The sequence below is a fragment of the Rudanella paleaurantiibacter genome, from assembly GCF_009184635.1.
Lineage (GTDB): Bacteria > Bacteroidota > Bacteroidia > Cytophagales > Spirosomataceae > Rudanella > Rudanella paleaurantiibacter.
In genome coordinates this window covers 244,800-266,194 of record NZ_WELI01000003.1, presented here as the reverse complement: position 1 = coordinate 266,194, position 21,395 = coordinate 244,800, and the positions used below count along the sequence as shown (strand labels likewise).

At 51.3% G+C, this 21,395-nt stretch carries 17 protein-coding genes and 1 tRNA gene; 9 read left to right on the top strand and 9 right to left on the bottom strand.

Annotated elements, in window-relative coordinates:
* The first annotated feature begins 299 nt into the window (after positions 1-299).
* The 4 genes from F5984_RS09835 (at position 300) to F5984_RS09820 (ending at position 5,080) form a co-directional block, all read left to right on the top strand.
* Positions 300-1,337 (top strand): LacI family DNA-binding transcriptional regulator, encoded by a 1,038-nt coding sequence (locus tag F5984_RS09835; RefSeq protein WP_152124089.1) that lies wholly within the window; start codon positions 300-302, stop codon positions 1,335-1,337.
* Positions 1,338-2,001: 664 nt separating this feature from the next.
* Positions 2,002-2,472, top strand: a complete 471-nt coding sequence (locus F5984_RS09830) for an Lrp/AsnC ligand binding domain-containing protein (protein WP_152124088.1) — start codon at positions 2,002-2,004, stop codon at positions 2,470-2,472.
* A gap of 138 nt (positions 2,473-2,610) precedes the next feature.
* A complete protein-coding gene (gene sufB, locus F5984_RS09825; RefSeq protein WP_019990486.1) occupies positions 2,611-4,086 on the top strand; it encodes a Fe-S cluster assembly protein SufB in 1,476 nt (491 codons plus the stop codon).
* A gap of 154 nt (positions 4,087-4,240) precedes the next feature.
* A complete protein-coding gene (locus F5984_RS09820; protein WP_152124087.1) occupies positions 4,241-5,080 on the top strand; it encodes an SMP-30/gluconolactonase/LRE family protein in 840 nt (279 codons plus the stop codon).
* A 246-nt stretch (positions 5,081-5,326) separates the two neighbouring features.
* On the opposite strand, the gene F5984_RS09815 is transcribed toward F5984_RS09820, so the two are convergent.
* From F5984_RS09815 to F5984_RS09805, 3 genes are all read right to left on the bottom strand, one after another.
* Positions 5,327-7,057 (bottom strand): tetratricopeptide repeat protein, encoded by a 1,731-nt coding sequence (locus F5984_RS09815; protein ID WP_152124086.1) that lies wholly within the window; start codon positions 7,055-7,057, stop codon positions 5,327-5,329.
* 98 nt (positions 7,058-7,155) lie between these two features.
* Positions 7,156-7,350, bottom strand: a complete 195-nt coding sequence (locus F5984_RS09810) for a hypothetical protein (RefSeq protein ID WP_152124085.1) — start codon at positions 7,348-7,350, stop codon at positions 7,156-7,158.
* Between the two features lie 131 nt (positions 7,351-7,481).
* On the bottom strand, positions 7,482-8,159 hold the full coding sequence (locus F5984_RS09805; RefSeq protein ID WP_152124084.1) for a response regulator: 678 nt from the start codon (positions 8,157-8,159) through the stop codon (positions 7,482-7,484).
* A 252-nt stretch (positions 8,160-8,411) separates the two neighbouring features.
* On the opposite strand from F5984_RS09805, the gene ileS reads away from it, so the two are divergent.
* Positions 8,412-11,873 (top strand): isoleucine--tRNA ligase, encoded by a 3,462-nt coding sequence (gene ileS, locus F5984_RS09800; protein ID WP_152124083.1) that lies wholly within the window; start codon positions 8,412-8,414, stop codon positions 11,871-11,873.
* Between the two features lie 84 nt (positions 11,874-11,957).
* Here ileS and F5984_RS09795 read toward each other — a convergent pair whose 3' ends face one another.
* A complete protein-coding gene (locus tag F5984_RS09795) occupies positions 11,958-12,872 on the bottom strand; it encodes a metallophosphoesterase family protein (protein WP_152124082.1) in 915 nt (304 codons plus the stop codon).
* 347 nt (positions 12,873-13,219) lie between these two features.
* The gene (locus F5984_RS09790) at positions 13,220-14,482 is read right to left on the bottom strand and encodes an asparagine synthetase B (protein WP_152124081.1); all 1,263 of its coding nucleotides are present in this window, start codon (positions 14,480-14,482) and stop codon (positions 13,220-13,222) included.
* A 159-nt stretch (positions 14,483-14,641) separates the two neighbouring features.
* On the opposite strand from F5984_RS09790, the gene F5984_RS09785 reads away from it, so the two are divergent.
* The 3 genes from F5984_RS09785 to F5984_RS09775 all read left to right on the top strand — a co-directional run bounded on the left by F5984_RS09785 (position 14,642) and on the right by F5984_RS09775 (position 17,613).
* Positions 14,642-15,880, top strand: coding sequence for an ABC transporter permease (locus F5984_RS09785; RefSeq protein WP_152124080.1), 1,239 nt, complete (start codon positions 14,642-14,644; stop codon positions 15,878-15,880).
* Between the two features lie 166 nt (positions 15,881-16,046).
* A tRNA-Leu gene (locus F5984_RS09780) sits at positions 16,047-16,130 on the top strand.
* 274 nt (positions 16,131-16,404) lie between these two features.
* A complete protein-coding gene (locus F5984_RS09775) occupies positions 16,405-17,613 on the top strand; it encodes an AlbA family DNA-binding domain-containing protein (protein WP_152124079.1) in 1,209 nt (402 codons plus the stop codon).
* Positions 17,614-17,736: 123 nt separating this feature from the next.
* Here the strand turns inward: F5984_RS09775 and F5984_RS09770 are convergent, their stop codons facing one another.
* The 3 genes from F5984_RS09770 to F5984_RS09760 all read right to left on the bottom strand — a co-directional run bounded on the left by F5984_RS09770 (position 17,737) and on the right by F5984_RS09760 (position 18,928).
* Positions 17,737-18,315: a hypothetical protein gene (locus F5984_RS09770; protein ID WP_152124078.1), complete on the bottom strand. Its 579-nt coding sequence runs from the start codon at positions 18,313-18,315 to the stop codon at positions 17,737-17,739.
* Positions 18,316-18,337: 22 nt separating this feature from the next.
* Positions 18,338-18,664, bottom strand: a complete 327-nt coding sequence (locus tag F5984_RS09765) for a hypothetical protein (RefSeq protein ID WP_152124077.1) — start codon at positions 18,662-18,664, stop codon at positions 18,338-18,340.
* 63 nt (positions 18,665-18,727) lie between these two features.
* On the bottom strand, positions 18,728-18,928 hold the full coding sequence (locus F5984_RS09760; RefSeq protein WP_152124076.1) for a hypothetical protein: 201 nt from the start codon (positions 18,926-18,928) through the stop codon (positions 18,728-18,730).
* Between the two features lie 102 nt (positions 18,929-19,030).
* Here F5984_RS09760 and F5984_RS09755 point away from each other — a divergent pair, with 102 nt between their 5' ends.
* The gene (locus tag F5984_RS09755) at positions 19,031-19,327 is read left to right on the top strand and encodes a hypothetical protein (RefSeq protein ID WP_152124075.1); all 297 of its coding nucleotides are present in this window, start codon (positions 19,031-19,033) and stop codon (positions 19,325-19,327) included.
* 34 nt (positions 19,328-19,361) lie between these two features.
* On the opposite strand, the gene F5984_RS09750 is transcribed toward F5984_RS09755, so the two are convergent.
* Complete coding sequence (locus F5984_RS09750; protein WP_152124074.1) at positions 19,362-21,389, bottom strand: hypothetical protein; 2,028 nt, start codon at positions 21,387-21,389, stop codon at positions 19,362-19,364.
* Positions 21,390-21,395 lie beyond the last annotated feature (6 nt).

Sequence of the window (21,395 nt, the reverse complement as noted above, 5' to 3'; positions counted from 1 at the left end):
ATCTGTTTGCCAGTTACCCATGCAAGCTCATCTTTTTTTGCATATCGGTTGGAAGCCTATTCCTTAGACGTTGCTTTGAAATTATAGACCTTTTTAAAGCCTGTCAAGTCCTGAAACAGAGAGTCAGGGCTATTTTTCCATGCAAACGTTGCCGCAAACGTTTGCGGGAAATAATTATTTTTTGATAACTTTAAACTTTAGCAATACGCAAACATTTTTGGCGGAAACGAGTATAGCGGTGAAAGAGATTAGTTTCTAGTTGGGTAATATTTGAAAAGTTATATTTTAACCTAATTTTTATGAAGGCTACCCCCGTTACCATCAAAGACATAGCCCGATCGCTGAATATTTCGATCTCAACCGTGTCGCGCGCGTTGCGGGGAATGCCCGAAATTCACCCCGATACCCGGAGTGCCGTCATGCGATTGGCCGAGGAACTCGACTATCAGCCCAATCAGTTGGCCAAGAGCCTACTGAAGAGCCGCACCCGGACCATCGGGGTTATTGTACCCAATCTGAGCTATCATTTTTTTGCGGCTGTACTCAACAGCATTGAGGATGCCGCCATGCGGGCGGGCTACAGTGTGCTTGTGGGGCAAACGCAGGAGTCGTACCTGCGCGAAAAAACAACCCTCGAAAACCTGCTCCGCAGTCAGGTTGAGGGCATTATTATGTCGCTTTCGCGCGATACCGACCATTACGAGCATGTAGAGCGGCTGATCCGCCGGAATATTCCGCTTGTGCTGTTCGACCGGCACGCTGAGGGGATTGATGTTTCGAAAGTGATTGTCGACAATTATCAGGCTGCCTTTGGCGCAACTGAGCACCTGATTGGGCAAGGGTGTAGCCGGATTGGGTTTCTGGCCGGGCCTCCGCACCTGCTATTGAGCAATCAGCGCATTGCGGGGTATCGCGATGCGCTACGCAAACATCAGTTACCCGTGTCTGATCGGCACGTTTTTCATTGTGATTATACGCAGGAGAGTACCGTCATGCAGACCTTGTCGATTACGAACCTCTCCGAACCGCTCGATGGGTTGGTGGTTATCAGCGACCGGGTGGCTTACCCTGCCTTGTATATTATGAAGCAACGAGGAGTGCGGGTGCCCGAAGATTTAGCCGTAGTGAGTTTCAATAATGAGCCGGTGTCAGCTTTTTTCTCACCCGGTTTGTCGAGCGTGAATCAGCCCATCAACGAGATCGGGCTCGAATCGGTACGGTTACTGTTGGCGCAGATTGAGGCCCCCGATGGCGAGGTACCCCGCCAAACACAGGTTATGCCTACGCAGCTTATTGTGCGGGAGTCGTCGCAGCGAAGAGAGATGCCGGGGAGTTAAGTAGTCAGACGGAATTAAATGTAAAATGAAGAGTGTAAAATGTACAATGAGATGGCTGATTATCAGTAGGTAAAACAATTATTCATTATACATTTTACATGGTTCATTCGCTTGATAGGTAGGGGCTTAGAGATAGAAAGGTGGTGGTCGGTAACGAACTCTTAACTTTTAACTTTTTAAGGTTGGTACAAAAAAACAACACCGACCTCAAGTATGGGTCGGTGTGTCGAATTACACTTCATCAACAAACTAAAAACCAATCGAATCGTTTGGAGCGATTGAAGAGCCACATCGGCGGTCTCATTCGCCATTACGATCATGCTGTAGGAGGGGGACTCGAACCACCCACGGTGCGGTTAGCCATAGTACAACTCTGGTGGTCAACCCCAGTCGCTCCGAAGAGCGGCATTATGCTACGTTTATCCCGTTATCACCACCCCCGAGACAGGAGGGCACGTCTGCCAATTTCGACATCCTACAGTGTTAAAGAGCAATTTGTCAAATTCTACCCCGTTGACCCGGCGTTGTTTGATTAACTTGACATTGCAAAGGTAAGGCAGCTTTCTTATTCATTGCAAATATTTTATCAAAATTTCTTAAAATTTACATTTCATTCAAAAAAAACATACTTTTGTTTAAATCCATTAAATATCACATTTCTGAAATGGACAAAAATTTAGAAATTGATAACACCGATCTAAAAATACTTTCCCTGCTCATGCAGGATGCCAATATGCCGTACACCGAAATCGGTAAGCGGATCTACGTGTCGGGCGGTACTGTACACGTACGCATGAAGAAAATGGAGCAGATGGGCATTGTGCGCGGCTCACAGCTGGTGATCGACTACACCAAGCTGGGCTGGGACATCAGCGCCTTTCTGGGTATTTACTTAGACAAAAGTTCACTGTATGCTGAAGTGGCCGAGCAGCTCATGAACATTCCAGAAGTAGTGAATATTCACTACACAACCGGAATCTACAGCATTTTTGCCCGGATCGTTTGCCGCGACACCACCCACCTGCGTGAAGTGCTGCACGACAAGATTCAGAAAGTACAGGGCATTCAGCGCACCGAAACATTTATATCGCTCGAAGAAAGCGTAAACCGGTCGATTCCGCTGGATGAAGAGTAACCTATTGGTTACAAATATCGCGCTGGGGTCGACAAAGCACAAAGTTTCTGTGATTTGCGAACTATACCGGAACGGGGCCGTTTAGTAAATTGTTACTTTTGTGCATTGGTTCGGCAGTAACCGCATCACAAACACCTTATGAGCAAAGAAGTTGAACTCTTAGAGAGCATCACCAATTCGGAATACAAGTACGGGTTTGAGACCCTGATCGAAGCGGATGAGGCTCCTCAAGGCTTAGACGAAGATATTGTACGGTTTATTTCTGCGAAGAAAAACGAACCCGAGTGGCTCCTTGAGTGGCGTCTGAAGGCGTTTCGGCAGTGGCAGGAAATGACCGAGCCCCATTGGCCTAATGTCAAATATCCCAAAATTGACTATCAGGCCATCAAGTACTACTCGGCCCCGAAGCAAAAGAAAACTGTTAACTCCCTCGATGAGATCGATCCTGAACTGCTCGACACGTTCAAGCGGCTTGGTATCTCGCTCAACGAGCAGAAGCGGCTGGCGGGTGTAGTTGAACAGGAAGGCGACCGGCCTCCGGTAGCGGTTGATGCCGTGATGGACTCGGTATCGGTAGCCACCACGTTCAAGAAAGACCTGGCCGAACGGGGTATTATCTTCTCGTCTATTTCCGAAGCCGTTCAGGAACATCCCGAACTGGTGAAAAAATATTTGGGCTCGGTAGTACCGCCCAAAGACAACTATTTCGCAGCCCTGAATGCGGCTGTCTTCTCCGATGGCTCGTTCTGCTACATTCCCAAAGGAGTGCGGTGCCCCATGGAACTGTCTACCTACTTCCGCATCAATGCGGCCGGTACGGGTCAGTTTGAGCGGACACTGATTGTAGCCGACGAGGGCTCGTATGTAAGCTATCTGGAAGGTTGTACGGCTCCCATGCGCGACGAGAATCAGCTGCACGCTGCCGTGGTTGAACTGGTGGCTCATGCCGATGCTGAGATCAAATACTCGACCGTACAAAACTGGTATCCTGGCGACAAAGAAGGTCGTGGGGGTATCTATAACTTCGTAACCAAGCGGGGTATCTGCGACGGTGCCAACTCGAAAATTTCGTGGACGCAGGTCGAAACCGGCTCGGCTATCACCTGGAAATACCCATCCGTTATTCTGAAAGGCGACAACTCAATTGGCGAGTTCTATTCGGTAGCGGTTACGAATAATATGCAGCAGGCCGATACGGGTACCAAAATGGTGCACATCGGTAAGAACACCAAGAGCCGGATCGTGTCGAAAGGAATTTCGGCAGGGAAGAGCCAAAACTCGTACCGGGGGCTGGTTGAGGTGATGAAGCGGGCCGAAAACGCCCGGAACTTCTCGCAGTGCGACTCGCTGCTGCTGGGCGATAAGTGCGGGGCGCATACGTTCCCGTATATTGAGGTGAAGAACCCATCGGCCACGGTAGAACATGAGGCCACTACCTCGAAGATTGGTGAAGATCAGCTGTTCTACTGCAACCAACGGGGTATTCCGACCGAGCAGGCTGTAGCCCTTATTATCAATGGCTATGCGAAGGAAGTGTTGAATCAACTACCGATGGAGTTTGCCGTTGAAGCCCAGAAACTGTTAGAAATTAGTCTGGAAGGCTCAGTTGGGTAAGTCCCTGAGCTCTAGTGCCATAGAAGCCCTCTACGTCTTGCTGATGCAGAGGGCTTTTTGTTGTAGCCAGCAAGAGAACAGCGGCAACGTCACGAATACAGCCGTGTAAACACTCGTTGCCCAACCGACGTTGTCTTATTAACCTGTATACACTATGCCTAAACCAACCATAACGGCCCTTTACCCTCATCAACATACCCTCGGCGAGGGGGCTTTCTGGCATCAACCTTCCGAACAACTCTGGTGGGTGGATATTCTTCAAAAACGAATTTATGCGTCCGACGCGGCTGGTGTGCACCTCCGTACCTGGAACATGCCCGAACTGGTAGGTTTTGCGCTGCCCCGGCCCGACGGTCGTTTCTGGGTAGGCCTGCAATCGGGCCTGCACATCGCCGACTTGCTCGATGGGGGCGAGTCGTGGCTCGAACGGGTCGATACGCTGGCGCACCCCGACGGCGAGGTTCGGTTTAACGATGCCTGTCTGGGGCCTGATGGGTCGCTGTATGCCAGTACGATGGCGATGGATGCCGAGTCAGTGCTGGGCAAAATTGTGCATTACGGTCTCGACGGCACCCACACATTTATTGCTGATAGCTTTGTGATTGGCAACGGCCCGCTTTGGCACCCACAACTGGGGTTGCTGATGGTCGAAACCGTTGGGCACGAAGGTCGGCCCAAAGGGATTTACCAGGCCCAAACTGATAGCCCCGAAACGAATTGGCTGGCCTGGCCCTGGGACTCCTCGCCGGATGGTATCTCAACCGACGGCGCGGGGCATATATGGGTAGGTGGCTACGGAGGGCATATCATTCGACAGTTTTCGACTGCGGGCGATTTGCTGCGTGCCGTTGACCTCCCCGCCCTGAACCCGACTAAGGTGGCTGTGCACCCCGACGGGCGGTTGTTTGTAACAACAGCGGGCGAACATGTGACGGACGAACAGCGGGCGCAATACCCGCTTACCGGTCAGTTGCTTGTCGTTGAAGGAATTTAAGCCATTTTAGCCTGATAGTGTACAAAAAGGGGGAGAATGTCTGGTTCCAGACATTCTCCCCCTTTTTTTGATCTCGTTAGACTTACCATGCGCCTATGCAAAACGCACGAGAACCTACATACAAATCTTCTTCAGTGAGTGAATAATGTAAAATGGATAATGAATTATTAGATTACCTGCTGGCAATCAGCCATTCCATTGTACATTTTACACTGTTCATTATACATTTAATTCTGCTCGACTACCTTACTGCGCATCGGCTTCGGTGGCCGGGCCGTCCGAAATCTTGGCTAAGTCCTTGTTTTCGGGAAGCATAGCCAGCCCCTTCTTCAACCATTCGGCGCGGGCACTGGCATCTTTAGTAACCAGCTCATGGTACGAAATCAGGTATTTGAAAGCCAGCGCCAGGTCATTTTTGTACCGTTTCTGGTCTTCTTCCTTGCCTTCGATCATGCTGATAAACTTCTCAAAATGCTCTTTTGCTTTCCCGTTCATAACGGCCTCCTGTGGCGTGTAGGCGTAGTAGTTGGCCTTAGCCCGGTAAAGCACCGTGGGGGCATAATCGGGAGAGCCTGCCTGCGCCAGTGCGAGGGCCGAGTCGGCTTTGGCAAACCGGACGGTATCACGCTGAAGTTTACCTAAGCTGTCGCGCCCGAAACCGAGCATGTAATTACTCATGCCATACCGAAACAAATCCTGCATATCGGCTTTGAAACCATGCACTATCGACGAGTCGAGGGCGGCTACGGCCTGTGCGTGCTTTTTGGTTCGGTAGTAGTACTTCGCAATGTCGCTGTACAGATTCTCGCTTGTATCGGCCGGGGCCGCCCGCTCCAGGAATGTAACCCCCAGCGAATCATCTTCGGCCGATTCGGTGGTCAGGTATGCCCGCCCTAAGTATTTGAAATCATCGGGCATCGACTTTTCGGGGGCTTTCTGCAAAAAAGTCTGCAAACTCTCAATGGCTTTTTCGGGCTGCTTCAGCGATGAGTAGGCCCAGCCCTCAATCCGGTGAATAATCGGATTTTGGCCCAGGGCAGCCCGATTCTGGTTAATCACGTCGACAGCTTTCTGGAAATCATTGGCCAGAAAATGAAATTGCGCCGACCGCAGTAGCATCTCGGGCCGGTTGTCGCCCGCTACCTGAATGTATTGATCGGTGTAGTTGGCGGCCTCTTTGTACTTGTTTACCAGGTAATAAAGTTCGGCCAGTTGCCGGTAGGCCGGGGCGTATTGCGGGTTGGCTTCAATCGCCTTCTTGTAATTTTCAACGGCCAGATTGAGGTTGCGGCCCTGCCAGTAAATGTCGCCCATCCGCTGATACACCCGCGAGGGGTTCATGCCCAGTTCGAGGGCGCTCTCGTACCGCGATACGGCGGTGCCGGCGTCTTTATTCAGGTAGTACGCATCGCCGAGGGTCAGTTGAATATCAGCGTTTTTCTTGTCGCGCTCGGCGGCCCGGTTCAGAAAATCAATCGCCTTGGCCGGGTTAGCGGTCCCATACCGAGGCTTAAATGAGCCCTCTTCGGTGGTCAGATAGCCCGTGTAGGCTTCGCCGATTCGGTGCAGGATACTTGCATTTTTGCCTTTGCTCCGGTCGACAACCTCTTTAATCTGGGCGTCGGCCTGGGCCGAATTATTCTGAACCAGATACGTAATCGCTACACCGGTTTGGTTGAGAGGTACGCGTTTTTCGTCCATGGGCACCCCTTTTTCAAACCAGATCCGGGCCGAGTCGGGCTGACCAGCCCGCAGGTATCCGTAACCCGCATCGAAGTAGGTTTGCATGGATGGATTAGCCTGTACTGCCTGCCGGAGCAGGTTTTTGGCTTCGGTATACCGACCCAGACTTAGTAACGTTGTGGCATCCGTAGCAGGCTTGGCCGCAGGTGTAGGAGTTGTCTGAGCAGATGCAACGGCCGGAAACACAATGCCTGCCATTGCCGTGTACACCACGGTTTTAAGATTCGTTTTCATAGGTATGTCGAGTAAAGTAGAGAATTTGCCTTCGTGGCAATCCTTTGCAAGTACATATTCAGCCCTGAGAAGAAACTTAAGGAGGGCTTAGAATTTGCTTAAAGCGGTGAGTTAATCCACCAAAGTATAAGCAGCGACAGCAGCACAAACCCGGTCATGAGTACCAGTAGCCAATCGGTCTGACGGGGTGGTTTGCTATTGGGCGGGTGTTCGGTTCCGCCGGATAGATGCTGAGAGGGCGGCTCGCCCGGCTTAACCAGACGAACCGCTCGAAGTGGTTTGTGTTGACTCATGAGAAAAATGCATGATTGAGCGAATTTTTCTACAAAGAGCGCGCACAGACCTTAGAAGGAAATGAATACGAACTTAGAATTTGCTTAGAGGGATTTGCCCTCCTACGTCAACGAACCCGCCCGGTGGGTGATTACTCTTCTTTAAACACGTACCCCATGCCAAACTGAGTATGGATGAGCTTGGTTGGGAAGTCACGGTCGATTTTCTTCCGCAGGTAATTGATGTACACCTCCACGATGTTGGTGCCCGAGTCAAAATTGATGTCCCAAACGTGTTCGGCAATTTGCGGTTTCGAGAGTACCCGCCCCTGATTGCGCATCAGAAACTCCAGCAGGGCAAACTCGCGGGCAGTCAGCTCAATGGGTTGCCCATCGCGCGAGACGGTTTTGGCATCGAGGTTCATTTCGAGGCCACCGTAGCGGAGCGTTTGGGCTGTCATGGCAACGGGCGAGCCGCGCCGGGTCATAGACCGAACCCGCGCCAGCAGCTCAGCAAACTGAAACGGCTTGGTCAGGTACTGATCGGCCCCGGCATCGAACCCCAGAATTTTGTCGTCGGTTTCACCCAGGGCCGTCAGGAGCATAATGGGTGTCCCGATGCCCTCGGCCCGCAGTTGCTGACACAACTGAAGGCCGTTCAGGCCGGGAATAATCACATCGACAATAATGGCTGCGTAGGTGTTTTTGAGCGCCAGCCGTTTGGCAATAACCCCGTCGTAGGCAATATCGACCTCAAACTGACTCTCTTCCAGCCCTTGCTGAATCGCCTGTGCGGTTTTGGGCTCGTCTTCGACCAAAAGGATTTTCATGGTTGTGCGTGGGGTAGCGTACCGCAATAACGCACAGAAGCCCCGGTTTGTGGGCAAAGGTTAGCGAAAGAGTGGGCGAGACAGGGTAAAGTACCCAACGTGTTAAGCCAAAAAAATGAGCGTAAATCCGCTTAATCCGTGTCATCAGCGTGCCATCAATCCTGCATCCTCCACTAAAAAAGCCGTATCTTTGCGGTTATTTTACCGAACGGCAACCGAGTTACGACCGACCGTGCGGTTAATTCCTCAAGCATGGCGCAGTATAAACAATACGAATCCCTCAATTACGCCCATATCGCGGCTGAGGTGTTGCAGCATTGGAAACAAACCAACGCATTTGAAGAGTCCGTGCGCGTCCGCGAAGGTCGACCCACGTTTACCTTTTATGAGGGGCCGCCCTCGGCGAACGGTGCGCCGGGGATTCACCACGTGATGGCCCGGACCATCAAGGATATATTTTGCCGCTACAAAACCTTGCAGGGCTTCCAGGTGAAGCGCAAGGGCGGTTGGGATACCCACGGCCTGCCCATTGAGCTGCAGGTTGAGAAAGAGCTGGGTATTACCAAAGAAGATATCGGCAAGTCGATTTCGGTAGAGGAGTACAACCAACGGTGCCGCGAAACGGTGATGCGGTTTACCGATCAGTGGAACAACCTTACCGAGAAAATGGGCTACTGGGTTGATTTGGAAAACCCGTATGTAACCTACGAAAACGACTACATCGAGTCGGTCTGGAACCTGCTCAAGCGGCTCTACGACAAAGACCTGCTGTACAAAGGCTACACGATTCAGCCGTTCTCGCCCAAGGCGGGTACGGGCCTTAGCTCGCACGAGCTGAACATGCCCGGCACCTACCGCGACGTGCGCGATACGACCATTGTGGCCATGTTCAAGGTGAAGCCCACCGGCAAATCGGGGTTCCTGTTTTTCGACTCCAACGATGCCGATGTGCATGTGCTGGCCTGGACCACTACCCCCTGGACATTGCCCGCCAACTCGGCGCTGACCGTCGGGGCCAATATTGATTATGTGCTCGTTAAAACCTTCAACCCGTACACGCATCAGTTGGTGCACGTGATTCTGGCGAAGGCGCTGGTAGGCCGTTGGCTCAACGAGAAAGGCCGCGTGGAAGACGCGGCCAATACGTCGGCATTCGATGCGTACCTGCCCAATGACAAGGTTATCCCCTGGGCGGTGATTTCGGAGTTCAAGGGCCAACACCTCGAAGGCATCGAGTACGAGCAACTGCTGCCCTATGTGCAGCCCGAAGCGCCTGCTTTCAAGGTTATTCTGGGCGATTTTGTCACGACCGAAGATGGTACCGGGGTAGTACATACCTCACCTACGTTCGGGGCCGACGACTTCCGGGTGGCGCAGGCCAACGGAATCCCGGCCATTATGGTGAAAGACGAGTTTGGTAAGGAGGTGCCCATTGTGGATCGGCAGGGCCGGTTTGTACCGGAGGTTACCGATTTCGCGGGCCGCTATGTTAAAGAGGAATACTACTCCGATGAGGAGCGCGCCGACCCTGAGTTCCGCCCGACGGATGTGCTCATTGCCATCAAGCTGAAGGAGGAGGGCAAGGCGTTCCGGGTCGAGAAATACGAACACCCGTACCCGCACTGCTGGCGGACCGATAAGCCGATTCTGTACTACCCGCTCGATAGCTGGTTTATTCGGACAACGGCGCTCAAAGACCGGCTCGTGGAGCTGAACAAGACCATCAACTGGAACCCCGAAAGCACTGGTACCGGCCGCTTTGGCAACTGGCTCGAAAACCTCGTTGACTGGAACCTGAGCCGCAGCCGCTACTGGGGCACCCCGCTGCCAATCTGGCGCAGCGAAAACGGGCAGGATGAAGTGTGCATCGGTTCGGTAGAAGAGCTGGTGGCCATGAGTGAACGTGCGAATGAGCGACTGAGCGAATGGGTTACCCAAGGCAAGGCTGATTATCAGGCGTACATTGATAAAAACAATGCATTTCTGGCGGCTAAGGCGGGCGGAACCTTCGACCTCCACCGGCCGTACTCCGACGAAATTTACCTCGTTTCAGAATCGGGTCAACTGATGCAGCGCGAGCCTGACCTGATCGACGTTTGGTTCGACTCGGGGGCGATGCCCTATGCGCAGTGGCATTGGCCGTTTGAAAATCAGGACGTATTCAGCGAGTCGTTCCCGGCCGATTTTATCTCGGAGGGTGTTGACCAAACACGCGGCTGGTTCTTTACGCTGCACGCCATTTCGGTGTTGTTGTTCGACTCGGTGGCGTTCAAAAACGTGGTTTCGACTGGTCTGGTGCTCGACAAAAACGGCAACAAAATGTCGAAGCGGCTGGGCAACGCGATTGATCCGTTCCAGACTCTCGACACGTACGGAGCCGATGCAACGCGCTGGTACATGATTACCAACGCTGAGCCCTGGGACAACCTCAAGTTTAACCTGGAAGGTATCGGTGAAGTACAACGGCGGTTCTTCGGAACGTTGTTCAACACGTACAACTTCTTTGCGCTGTACGCCAACATCGACGGCTACCAGATCAATCAATTCAATCGTATTCCACGCGAGCAGCTGCCCGAACTGGACCGCTGGATTCTGTCGAAGCTGAACACGATGGTGGCTGGCGTAACAGAAGCTTTCGAGAGCTACAACCCCACCAAAGCGGGCCGACTGGTGCAGGATTTCGTCTGCGATCAGTTGTCGAACTGGTACGTGCGGCTCTCGCGTCGGCGTTTCTGGCAAACAGCCGATGCAACCGACAAACAGGCAGCTTACGAAACTCTACAGCATTGCCTGGCGGTGGTGGCTCAGATGATGTCGCCCATTGCGCCGTTCTTTGCCGACTGGCTCTACCACAACCTGACGGATGGTGTGCGGGAGGAGTCGAAGGAGAAGGGTACGCCGTTCCAGTACGAGTCGGTGCATTTTACCAACTGGTGCCCGGTCGAAACGGATTGGATTGATTCGGATCTGGAAACGTCGATGGAGCTGGCGCAACAGGTGTCATCGCTGGTGCACTCGTTGCGAAAAGGGCATAAACTGAAAGTACGTCAGCCGTTGAGCCGGGTACTGATTCCGGTTCTGAACGCCCAAACCCGTCGGCAAATTGAGCACGTAGCCCCGCTTATTCAGTCGGAGGTTAACGTGAAAGCCGTTGAGTTTGTCGACGATGCATCGGGCATTCTGAAAAAGAAAGTGAAGCCTAACTTTAAGGCGCTCGGTCCGCGTTTTGGCAAGCAGATGAAAGACGTAGCGGCTACCATTACGGCCATGACCGAGGCCGAACTGAAGCAACTGGAAACGGCCGGTGCGCTTCACCTCAACGGGTTCGATCTGCAACTGACCGACGTGGAAATTCTGACCGAAGATATTCCCGGATGGCTGGTAGCAAGCGAAGGCGGCCTGACGGTGGCCCTCGACGTGACTGTGACCGATGAGCTCCGTCGGGAGGGTATCGCCCGCGACTTTGTGAACCGGATTCAGAACCTGCGCAAAGACCGCGACTTCGACGTGACCGACAAAATCAGCATCGTACTGGAGCGTAACAACGACGTATTGGCCGAGGCCATCGAAGCCAATCAGGAGTACATCCGGCAGGAGGTGCAGGCTTTGAAACTCGATCTGGTTGCGGGCCTCAACGGCGACGCGGCCCGCCCCGAGTTTGCCGAGATCGAAATGGATGAGTTTACACTCCGGCTCGTGGTTGAGAAGGAGTAAACAAGCGATTCAATTCAGAGTAGCGAATAATTGAACGGAGTTGCCTGGGAACAGTTGTCTTCCAAGCAACTCCGTTTTCACTTTTCAGTACGTAACATACGTTCGTTCGGTGGTGCCATCGTCGTATAAATCGAGCAGGGCGTAGCCGCGTCGGGTGCCGCGAAACGTTTTCGACTGCCACCAATTACCCGAAACCGCCCCATTGCACAGGTGATGTACGCCCGCATACCGCACGTCATCGAGTACGTGCCGGTGGCCGCTCAGGCAGGTTTTCAGGTTCGGGTACTGCCCGAAAAGCTTAATTAAGGTCGGGGCATCGGTATGCATGGCCCCATCTGGAATAACCCATTGGCTCGGGTCGGTGCCCGATAGTTCATTCCCGATGCGACCACTGATGATGGGTACGTGCGAGAGCACCAGAATTGGAGTTCGGGTACCCGTTTTTTTTAAATCGGTCTGCAGCCAGTCGAGCTGTTCATCGTCGAGGTGGGTCGAGTACCAGCCGCCGGTTTTTTTCGGCTGAATACTGTCGAGGATGATGAAATGCCAGCCGTCGCGGTCGAAACTCCGGTAACGGTGGCTAAACAACAGTTGCTCCTGCGCCCAGTTTTTGCCCGCGAGTGGGTCGTTTACCGATTCTTCGTGCGCCCATACATCGTGGTTCCCCAGGCAATGCTCTACCGGCAGTGAGCACTCGGCCCGGAGTACGGTCTGCCACGCTTCCCATTGCCGACGGGTATCACGTCGGTTCCGCGATACCGAATCCATAATCGAATCGCCCCCGTTCAGGATTAGGGTTGGCTTGTCGGTCTGGTTCTGAATATGGTGCAGGCATTGGGCTAAGCCTTTCATCGGCTTTCGGCGGGGCATCAGGTGCGTATCGCCGAGGTACGCAATGCGGGTGAGTCGCTTTCGTGGGGAGGGTAGGGAGTGGGTTACGTCCGTAAGAGACAGCCACGGTAGTAGGGCGGCTGTTTTGAGAAGTTCTCGTCGGTTCATGGTCAGATAGTAAGCTCACTACTAAAAACACACAAACCGTTCTGAAGGCTTTGAAATTTATCCTGTAATTCGGCTAATACCCACAAAAAAGCCGGGTAGTAAGCCCGGCTGGTTTTTGTACGTGATTGAATTACTTGTTGGCGACCTCTTACAGTTGACAAACGTTGCTTGAAACCGCAACCACTGCCAGGGTCTTCGACCACTAGCAGGGTTTCAACGCTCCAAACCCTGTCAGTGGTCGAAGACCCTGGCAGTGGTTGGTAAGCGTATTTCCAATCAAGAGTCACACAAAGTAGCTTATAGCCAATGTATCATCTACATAGTAAGCATCAAACCTTTAAAACCTTTTAGGTTTTCTGCTTCTTCTTTTTGGCTGCCGGAAACAGAATATTGTTCAAAATCAGGCGATAACCGGCCGAGTTAGGATGCAAATTAAGGTCAGTGGGCTCCTCGCCGATTTCGTGCCGATAATCTTCGGGGTCATGACCACCGTAAAACGTAAAGAAGCCCCGGCCGTACGGTGCGTGAATGTAGCGAGCCTCTCCGGCCGCCCGGTTCTCGGCCATTACCACCACTTCGGGCTTCAGGTACGCTTTCTTAAACGCCGTTGTCTGCCCCATAAACCCTTTGATTACGTTCATGTGATTTTGGGTCAGCATGGTCGGGATGGGGTCATACTTAGCTGAGAACTGAAACAACGAAAAATAATCATTGTGCTCGGCAAGGCCACGCTCTTCGGGCTGATTGTCGATGTTCGAGAACTCGATCATGTACGGATTGGTATAGACCTGAAAATTGCGGAAGGCCATCGTCTCCCGAAAATCGAGTTTGCTGTTCACGTTCGGGTCGAAACCGTCGCCGTCGTAAAACGCATCCACCATGTCGGTGTTCTGAGCGGCCAAGGCAATGTCGTAGGTATCAGTGGCGTTGCACATGGCAAACAGATAGCCGCCACCGAGGCTGAAATCGCGGATTTTTTTCACCACGCCGAGTTTCATCTGGGTAACCTTGTTGTAGCCATATTTCCGGGTAATTCCCTCGGCTTCCTGTTTCTGGGCAATGTACCAGGGTTGGTCCTTGAAATGGAAAAACTTGCCAAATTGCCCCGTGAAGTCCTCATGGTGCAGGTGGAGCCAGTCGTACTCGGGCAGCTTGCCATCGAGTACTTCCGCGTCGAACACCACATCGTACGGAATTTCAGCGTAGGTCATGACCATAGTTACAGCATCGTCCCAGGGCTGTTTGGTCTTGGGCGAATACACCGCTACTTTGGGTGGTTTCTGGAGTTTCACGGCATCCATATTGGCATCGGGCGACTGTACCTCGGCCATAATCTGGGCGGCCTGTGCCTCCGAGATAACTTCGTAACTCACGCCCCGGATCACCATTTCGTTGACAAATGCCTGGCTCTGCGACATCATGAAACTCCCACCCCGGTAGTTCAGCAGCCAGTCAATTTCAGTATCGTGGGTTTTCAGAACCCAGTACGCGATTCCGTACGCCTTCAGGTGATTTTTCTGGGCCTCATCCATCGGAATCAGCAGCCGATTCGCCATGGCAGGGGCAAGAAGTGCCAGAAAAAGGATGAGTGGCAAGAGCAGACGTTTCATCGGTTATATTGGTAATGAGGCCTATTGTAGCTTTGTATTAACGAAATTAAGCAAATTTTGTGCGAGAAATTTAAAGAGCGAACGGGCGAGCGAGTGGAAGGGCGAACAGAACGCTCCAATCTCTCTCGATCACTCTCTGGCTCTTTCACTCTATAGTTTATGAATCTGATTGAAAACGTCCGCGAAGGGCTCAACTCGATTGCCGGCAACCGGCTGCGGACCGTGCTTACGTCAGCGATCATTGCCATCGGTATCACGTCGCTCGTCGGTATCCTGACTGCTATCGACGGGATTCAGTCGTCGCTCAACAGCAGTTTTGAGGGGTTGGGGGCCAACACGTTCAGCATTCTGGTCGAACAGCAGCGGGGCCGGTTTGGAGGACGGATGCAGCGGGCCGATGAGCCCATCACCTTCCGGCAGGCGGTGTTGTTCAAGCGTCGGTTTCCGTACGGAGCTACCATTTCGGTGTCGTCGCTGGTGTCGGGGGCCACGCAGGTGAAATACGGCTCGCGCAAGACCAACCCCAACGTGCAGCTGTACGGTATCGATGATACGTTCCTGACCGTCAAAAACTACAAGCTGGCGAGTGGTCGTAACCTCAACGCCAACGACGTCGAAAATTCCCTCAACGTAACCATTATTGGTAGCGAATTAGCGGGGGCGTTGTTTGGAGCCAATGTAAATCCGCTCAACCAGATTATCCGGGCGCAGGGAGCACCGTTTAAAGTGATTGGCGTGCTGGAGAAGAAAGGAAGCCTCACGGGCGGGGGCGACGACCGGGTGATGCTCATTCCGATTGATAATGCCCGCGTGCTGGCGGGGGAGCGGGCGCTTACGTTTGATATTACGGCTTCGGTGCCCGACATCAGCGATCAGGAAACAGCCGTAGGTGAAGCCCGTGGCACCATGCGCCTAATCCGACGCGACGCTCTGGGTCAGCCCGACTCGTTCCGTATTGAGCGGGCCGACGAACTGGCCAAAGACCTCGACGAAACCACCGGTGTGTTGCGTATTGGCGGTTTTGTGGTCGGGTTTATCACGTTGTTGGGGGCAGCCATTGCCCTTATGAACATCATGCTGGTGTCGGTTACGGAGCGCACCCGCGAAATCGGGATTCGTAAATCGCTCGGAGCCACGCCCCAGCTCATTCGGATGCAGTTTCTGATCGAAGCCATCGTGATTTGTGTACTGGGTGGAATCGGTGGAGTGGTGCTGGGTTTAGGCATTGGTAACCTGATTTCGCTGGTGGTCAGCCAGGGCGAAGGGGCTTTTGTCGTGCCCTGGGGCTGGATGATGCTCGGAATCCTCATCTGCGTAGCCGTCGGTTTGTTTTCGGGAATATACCCGGCCATACGTGCCTCGCGGCTCGATCCTATCGAGGCATTGCGTTACGAGTAGCGTATCTTGCCAACGAAGCCCGGTTAAGCTTTTGGAGCTTGGGCTTGACAATCAGCTACTTCGCAGTTTGGTCTAAATTTTTTGCGTTTAATTGGCCGTCAGGGCTTGCAGATTGCCCGTTAAGGCTTAGTTTTGCACCCACGTTTGACACAACGACCGAATAGTTGCCGGGATGGCGGAATCGGTAGACGCGTTGGTCTCAAACACCAATGTCTGCAAGGACATGCCGGTTCGAGTCCGGCTCCCGGTACAAGCTTAACGCCTAATTGACTGATTGATAGTCGATTAGGCGTTTTTGTTTGTCGGACGTGTACGGATGTGTGTACGGATTGTAAGATTAACACTTAGTTCTAGGCATCTAAAGCAGGCTCTTTTCGTATATTAATTCTTTATCTTTAATAGTACGCTGATAGATACCAGAGCCATTTGTTACAAAATATAAAACGTCTGAGTTGAGGGGTGACTTAGTTTTCAATAAATTCGGACGCTCATACTGGCGTTTAAAGCATGAAAAATATTGGCTTATGGATAACTTAAACGACTTAATTGAATATGAAAATGAAAACACACGGCTTGACTTTAAATCCAGTCAATATACAAAGCCTCAGTACGCTTCACTCCTTAAAGATGTGATGGCAATGGCTAATGCATCTATTTCGGGAGACAGGCATATTATAATAGGTGTAAAACTCAATTCTGATGGTACAAGAACTATCACTGGCATTGCTGAACCATTAGTTGATTCAGCAACTTATCAACAACTTATACAAAGCAACATTGAACCCGAACTTGATATAGATTATACTCCTGTTCACTTTAGAGGGCTTACGTTAGGCGTTATCCGGATTTATAACTGCACTAACCAGCCTTATATGATGCTTAAGAATTTCGATTCAACGGAGAGTAAAGCTAGACTTAATGTAGGGGATTCTTGGATTCGTAAGGGGTCGACCCAGCGAAGAATGATGCGTCAAGACTTTGAGAAAATTTTTGATAGCCGTACCTCGGTGGGGCCGATTCATATAAAATTTGATTCGGACGATAAATCTGAAAAAATTGCTGTTCAGACTGCGGGGGAATACACACTACCTTCTCAAAAAGCAAAAGAAAGCATTCTAGATATTTTAAGGAAGCGAGAAGAGTTAGCTCGTCGATTAGAAGATGAGAAGGGTACGGATAATTTCACTCTCTTAAATGCACTTCAAAACTTTCCACGAATAAGTGTATCAAGAAGTTATGAAGATCGGGATACAGTTGAACTGTATGAAAACCTTCGTGACGTAGAAGATACATACGAAGAAGATGATCTTTTTACAATCTACGAGAAGCATGCTGTAAAGATTAATGTAGTCATTCACAACGAAGGTGATAGTTATATTGACGATGCCTCTATCCAATTATTTATTCCCAAAATAAATGGGTTACTTGTGGCCGATAAAGTATATGATGATCCCGAAAAAGCAGTGACCGGGCCATTTGGGATGAGGGTGCCTGAGATTAAAGTTAATATAATGTCTTATCCTGAGGTTTCTGAATTAAATGACTACATACTAGTTAATGAGCACATCGGAGTTCTACGGCATGGTATACCTGTTCGAGCCTTTGAGACACCATTAAGGATACATTTTCCTAATTCTTTGGCTGGCGAGATAATCAACATAGAGTGTAAGCTATTTGCCAAGCAACTCCGCACTCCTATCGTTACTAATCTTTACGTGAGTTTATTAAAGTAAGCGAAGGGGCATCTTGGCGAAAATACAGTACACAATACCACAGAGTAAAAATCAATTGTTGGGATGATATTATCAAAAAGCCCCGACGTATGCCGGGGCTTGTATGGGTCAGGTACTAAGTTACTACTGTGGATTGCGGGCAGGAATTGTCAAATGTGGTGTTATCAGTTGAACGTCGGCAAAGACAGGCAAAGCAAAAACTTTTTCCGCTAACTCAAAGAGCCCGTTGTCTCTGGTTATCTCTTTGCGCTTGAAAACCTCATTCGCTACCAATTCGATTGCTTGCCAAACCACGGGCGTTTTTAAAAACTCTATGGTTTCTTGGTAGGCATCTTCCAAAGCACTGCCAACAAAAACCCCGTCCACTGATCCATCGGCAATACTCTCAATAATCTTCCAGGCTATTCCAAAGTCGTGGGGTTCGTCTATGTCATGGCCCCAAAAATCGTAGACCTCTCCGGTCAGTACCTGCTCGGCTGCATGGCCCGCTAAATATTGGGCGACCCATCGCATTCTGTGCGCAGCAGAAAACATTTCCGGACAATGCTTAATCCTTATAAGCGCTGGGTCTCTGACGTATCCGCGTATCTTCTCTGACTGAATAATACTGATTATATGGGGGGTTGAGCCTATACCCCTCATGATAAGCGTTACAAAGTGTGCTGCTTCGTGTATGGCTGTTCTGTACTCTTGTGATTGCATGGTCTGAGTATGAGTTAGGCACTTACTTTGTTCTTACCTCTTCGGCAAGTTGGCGGTAAGCCTGATCTATGCCAGTGCGTAGAACGGTGGTATAAAAACTCAATCGTTCCAGCTTGCTTAACTCTGCCTTAAAATATTCGCGCTGTCTGGCATATTCAGCGGGGTTCTTAATCAGGCGGTCTAACTCGTTTTGCAACTCCTTTAGTTGAACTTCCCGGTGCGCATCCAATATGTCCAGTAGTAACTCGGCATCGGTGGAGGTGCGGCCCTCTTCCAGGCTCATACTGATTTCAATGTCGAACGAACGGCCTAACGTGGGCTGCAACTGAGGGGCTTTTGTGGTCTGCATGGTTGTAAGTGCTTTTTGTTGGAACAAAGATAAGAACAAAAAGCAATACTGTACATACAGTACTTACAAATCAGCGTGTTTTTTTAGTTTCGCTTTCATCTGCTCAATTCCTGCCGCTTTCCCGGTCGGGTGGTAGTGTTCTACTGACCGCTCGATTATGGCCGTAGCATCAACGCCTAACAGGTCGGTCAGTTCGTTTATCCGGCTCAGGGTTTCATCGGTCAGGCGGTAGGTTTTCGGGGTGCGTTTCGCTTTGGGCTGCATATCTGTTTTGTTTTAGTTGGCCCTACAAAGGTCGTACATACAGTATTGCAGAACAACAAAAGCCCGCGTATATTTGGGCATCACAAAAGGCGCAAAAACTCCATGAATGATAAACTTGAACAGGTCCGGGCATTGGTGCAAAGCGGTGTCGGCATCAAAGACGCTGCTAAAACTGTATTCGGAACGGTGAGCAAGTATTACGACGTGGTACCTGCGCCTGATCGGGCTCAAGTTCGACGGGAAAAGCTGAAACTCGATTCTAAACCTCTGCGTCAACTGGCCTTTTTTATCAGGGCGGATCGGCATGAGCGATTACTGAACTATGCCGAAAAGACGGGCAAAAGTGTAACGTACCTCATCAACCAATTTATCAACTCGCTCCCGGTGGAGGAGGAATAAAAAAGCCCCGACTCATTGGCCGGGGCGGTGCGTATTAGAAAAAACTAACCAGGCTCAATCTACATAAACCATCGGCCCGGTATCGCTCAACCTTATTCAGGTAGTAGTAGCACTGCGTAAAATCTAACCCATCAATCTTTGTTGACCTCAGCAAAACGGGGCGGGAAAAGTCAAGCTGTGCCACGTCGGCCGGTGTCAGCTTTGCCGATATACTGACTTCTCGGGGCCGACGTAACACCCTGCGCAAGCCAACAAAATACCGACTGATTAAGCCGTTGCTCGTTGCTGTGTCGGCAAAGTTCAGGCTCAGGTTATTCAGCAATGTTACTGCAAGCTGCGGCCTTCTATCGAACCAGCAAGCCATTAATGTAACGGGCTTTTTCTCAATGGTGCCGGTATCGGTCAGGATCGACGTATTGATAGTATAGTTGTGTGCAGGCTCCACAATGATAAGCCGGGGCTGTGTGCTCTTGAGGTTTACCGCTCGGTTTTCACCCGATCCGGTGACGGTACGGGTTTCGATTCGTAACGGCTTCCCGTAGCCGGATATTTCAACGGGGCTTTCCATGCTTGCGGCAAAGGGTAGGGTGAATAAATCCACTGAGTCCACGGCCGGGCTCTTGGCTTCAATCATACCGTCACCGTAGCCTTTATCTACCCCCTCGCATTCTTTCCAGCGTAAATAGTTTGTGGCCCCGTAGGGCTCCAGGGCGGGCGTTATTTCGGCTGGCTCGTTTGGTGTTACACATATCCGGTCAGTCCAGTCCAAAGCGTCGGCCGTGTTACTGATTACCTCGCTGATCCGAGTAAACTGCACCTGCTTTCGGGAGTCATCAACGGTAATAGTTGAGCAAGTCAGCAACGCAACGGCCTTCAACAAGTCCAAACAATCCATGTCAGGCAAGTTTCGACCAACGGGCCAAAGGTCGCCAAAGGTCAGGGCATTGTCGGGCTCGTAGCCCGCAATACTTTGCATGGCACCAAAGAAAATAATACCCTCCCATTGGGCAACCCGGGTGCGACGTTGCAGTACCAAACGTAGCCGCAAACGGTCGCCCGCTTGACAGCTTACAGAGGTCTTTAACTCTATGGTCTGCACTCGTAGTAACAGGTTGTTAAATGGCCCCGCTTCACTCCAATACTCTTCTGCGACCACCTTCCCATTCTTTTCAAGTTGCAGCTTTGCTTCAACGGCTCCAAAGTCAATCTTTATTTGGAACTGCTGAAAGCACGTTACTTTTACTCGCATCGCTGTATCAACTACATACGAAAAACTTACCGGATCGTACAGGTTTAGCCGACCCTGTCCAAATCCTTCCAACGGTTGATCCACCACGGAAAAAGGCAGAGTGATACTCTTCCCGGCAGAACGGGGAGGGGCAACAATTCCGGTAGGGCAAGTAACGCGCGCCCTACGCGCTTCCACAAAATCGGGGTCTACATTGGTCGGCTTATCCTCAACAAACGGCAGCGCAAGCCGCTTGTACAACTCATCAGCCGGTAGGCTACCTGTTAGCTTATAGCCTTCTTCGTGCAGCATACTGGCTACCAACGAATGAACGTAAACGGCCGGGTTCAGTGTGTCGCTCGGTTGCTCGGTGCTACTCAGGGTGCCGTAGTCAACGAACGGAAAACAAACACCCTGCTTTGCGGTAGCACGGCTATTGATATAGTCCAGGCTCCACGGAAAATCGTAGTCGCTGAGGTGTAGCGAACGAAGCGGGCGCTTTAACCGAGTCAATAGCTGTTGCTTGGCTTCGGATAATGTCCCGTTCCATCCCTGCTGAAAGTCGGTAAACCGAAAGTTACCCCGTAGCATAATCTCCCCATTACTGACCACGTGCGCCGGGGTCAGTTGGTAGGGCATCTCTGATCCGCTGTTGGGCTGCTCGGCCGACTGCGTAACGGCACGAACATTGACCGTATCGGGTAGTTTGATTGCACTCGAATAAGACGTCTGCTGAGACTCCGGTTTTGTCAGGTCGTTACCCTGAAACGTCAGAGCAAAGTTTTCAAATGGGCTTACCCATTGGTCATTTAAATAAAGTCCGTCCTGTATCATAGTTTC

Excerpts from the sequence above, each read along its gene's own strand:
- F5984_RS09835 (WP_152124089.1), top strand. The coding sequence starts at position 300 with ATGAAGGCTACCCCCGTTACCATCAAAGACATAGCCCGATCGCTGAAT.
- F5984_RS09830 (WP_152124088.1), top strand. The coding sequence starts at position 2,002 with ATGGACAAAAATTTAGAAATTGATAACACCGATCTAAAAATACTTTCC.
- sufB (WP_019990486.1), top strand. The coding sequence starts at position 2,611 with ATGAGCAAAGAAGTTGAACTCTTAGAGAGCATCACCAATTCGGAATAC.
- F5984_RS09820 (WP_152124087.1), top strand. The coding sequence starts at position 4,241 with ATGCCTAAACCAACCATAACGGCCCTTTACCCTCATCAACATACCCTC.
- F5984_RS09815 (WP_152124086.1), bottom strand. The coding sequence starts at position 7,057 with ATGAAAACGAATCTTAAAACCGTGGTGTACACGGCAATGGCAGGCATT.
- F5984_RS09810 (WP_152124085.1), bottom strand. The coding sequence starts at position 7,350 with ATGAGTCAACACAAACCACTTCGAGCGGTTCGTCTGGTTAAGCCGGGC.
- F5984_RS09805 (WP_152124084.1), bottom strand. The coding sequence starts at position 8,159 with ATGAAAATCCTTTTGGTCGAAGACGAGCCCAAAACCGCACAGGCGATT.
- ileS (WP_152124083.1), top strand. The coding sequence starts at position 8,412 with ATGGCGCAGTATAAACAATACGAATCCCTCAATTACGCCCATATCGCG.
- F5984_RS09795 (WP_152124082.1), bottom strand. The coding sequence starts at position 12,872 with ATGAACCGACGAGAACTTCTCAAAACAGCCGCCCTACTACCGTGGCTG.
- F5984_RS09790 (WP_152124081.1), bottom strand. The coding sequence starts at position 14,482 with ATGAAACGTCTGCTCTTGCCACTCATCCTTTTTCTGGCACTTCTTGCC.
- F5984_RS09785 (WP_152124080.1), top strand. The coding sequence starts at position 14,642 with ATGAATCTGATTGAAAACGTCCGCGAAGGGCTCAACTCGATTGCCGGC.
- F5984_RS09775 (WP_152124079.1), top strand. The coding sequence starts at position 16,405 with ATGGATAACTTAAACGACTTAATTGAATATGAAAATGAAAACACACGG.
- F5984_RS09770 (WP_152124078.1), bottom strand. The coding sequence starts at position 18,315 with ATGCAATCACAAGAGTACAGAACAGCCATACACGAAGCAGCACACTTT.
- F5984_RS09765 (WP_152124077.1), bottom strand. The coding sequence starts at position 18,664 with ATGCAGACCACAAAAGCCCCTCAGTTGCAGCCCACGTTAGGCCGTTCG.
- F5984_RS09760 (WP_152124076.1), bottom strand. The coding sequence starts at position 18,928 with ATGCAGCCCAAAGCGAAACGCACCCCGAAAACCTACCGCCTGACCGAT.
- F5984_RS09755 (WP_152124075.1), top strand. The coding sequence starts at position 19,031 with ATGAATGATAAACTTGAACAGGTCCGGGCATTGGTGCAAAGCGGTGTC.
- F5984_RS09750 (WP_152124074.1), bottom strand. The coding sequence starts at position 21,389 with ATGATACAGGACGGACTTTATTTAAATGACCAATGGGTAAGCCCATTT.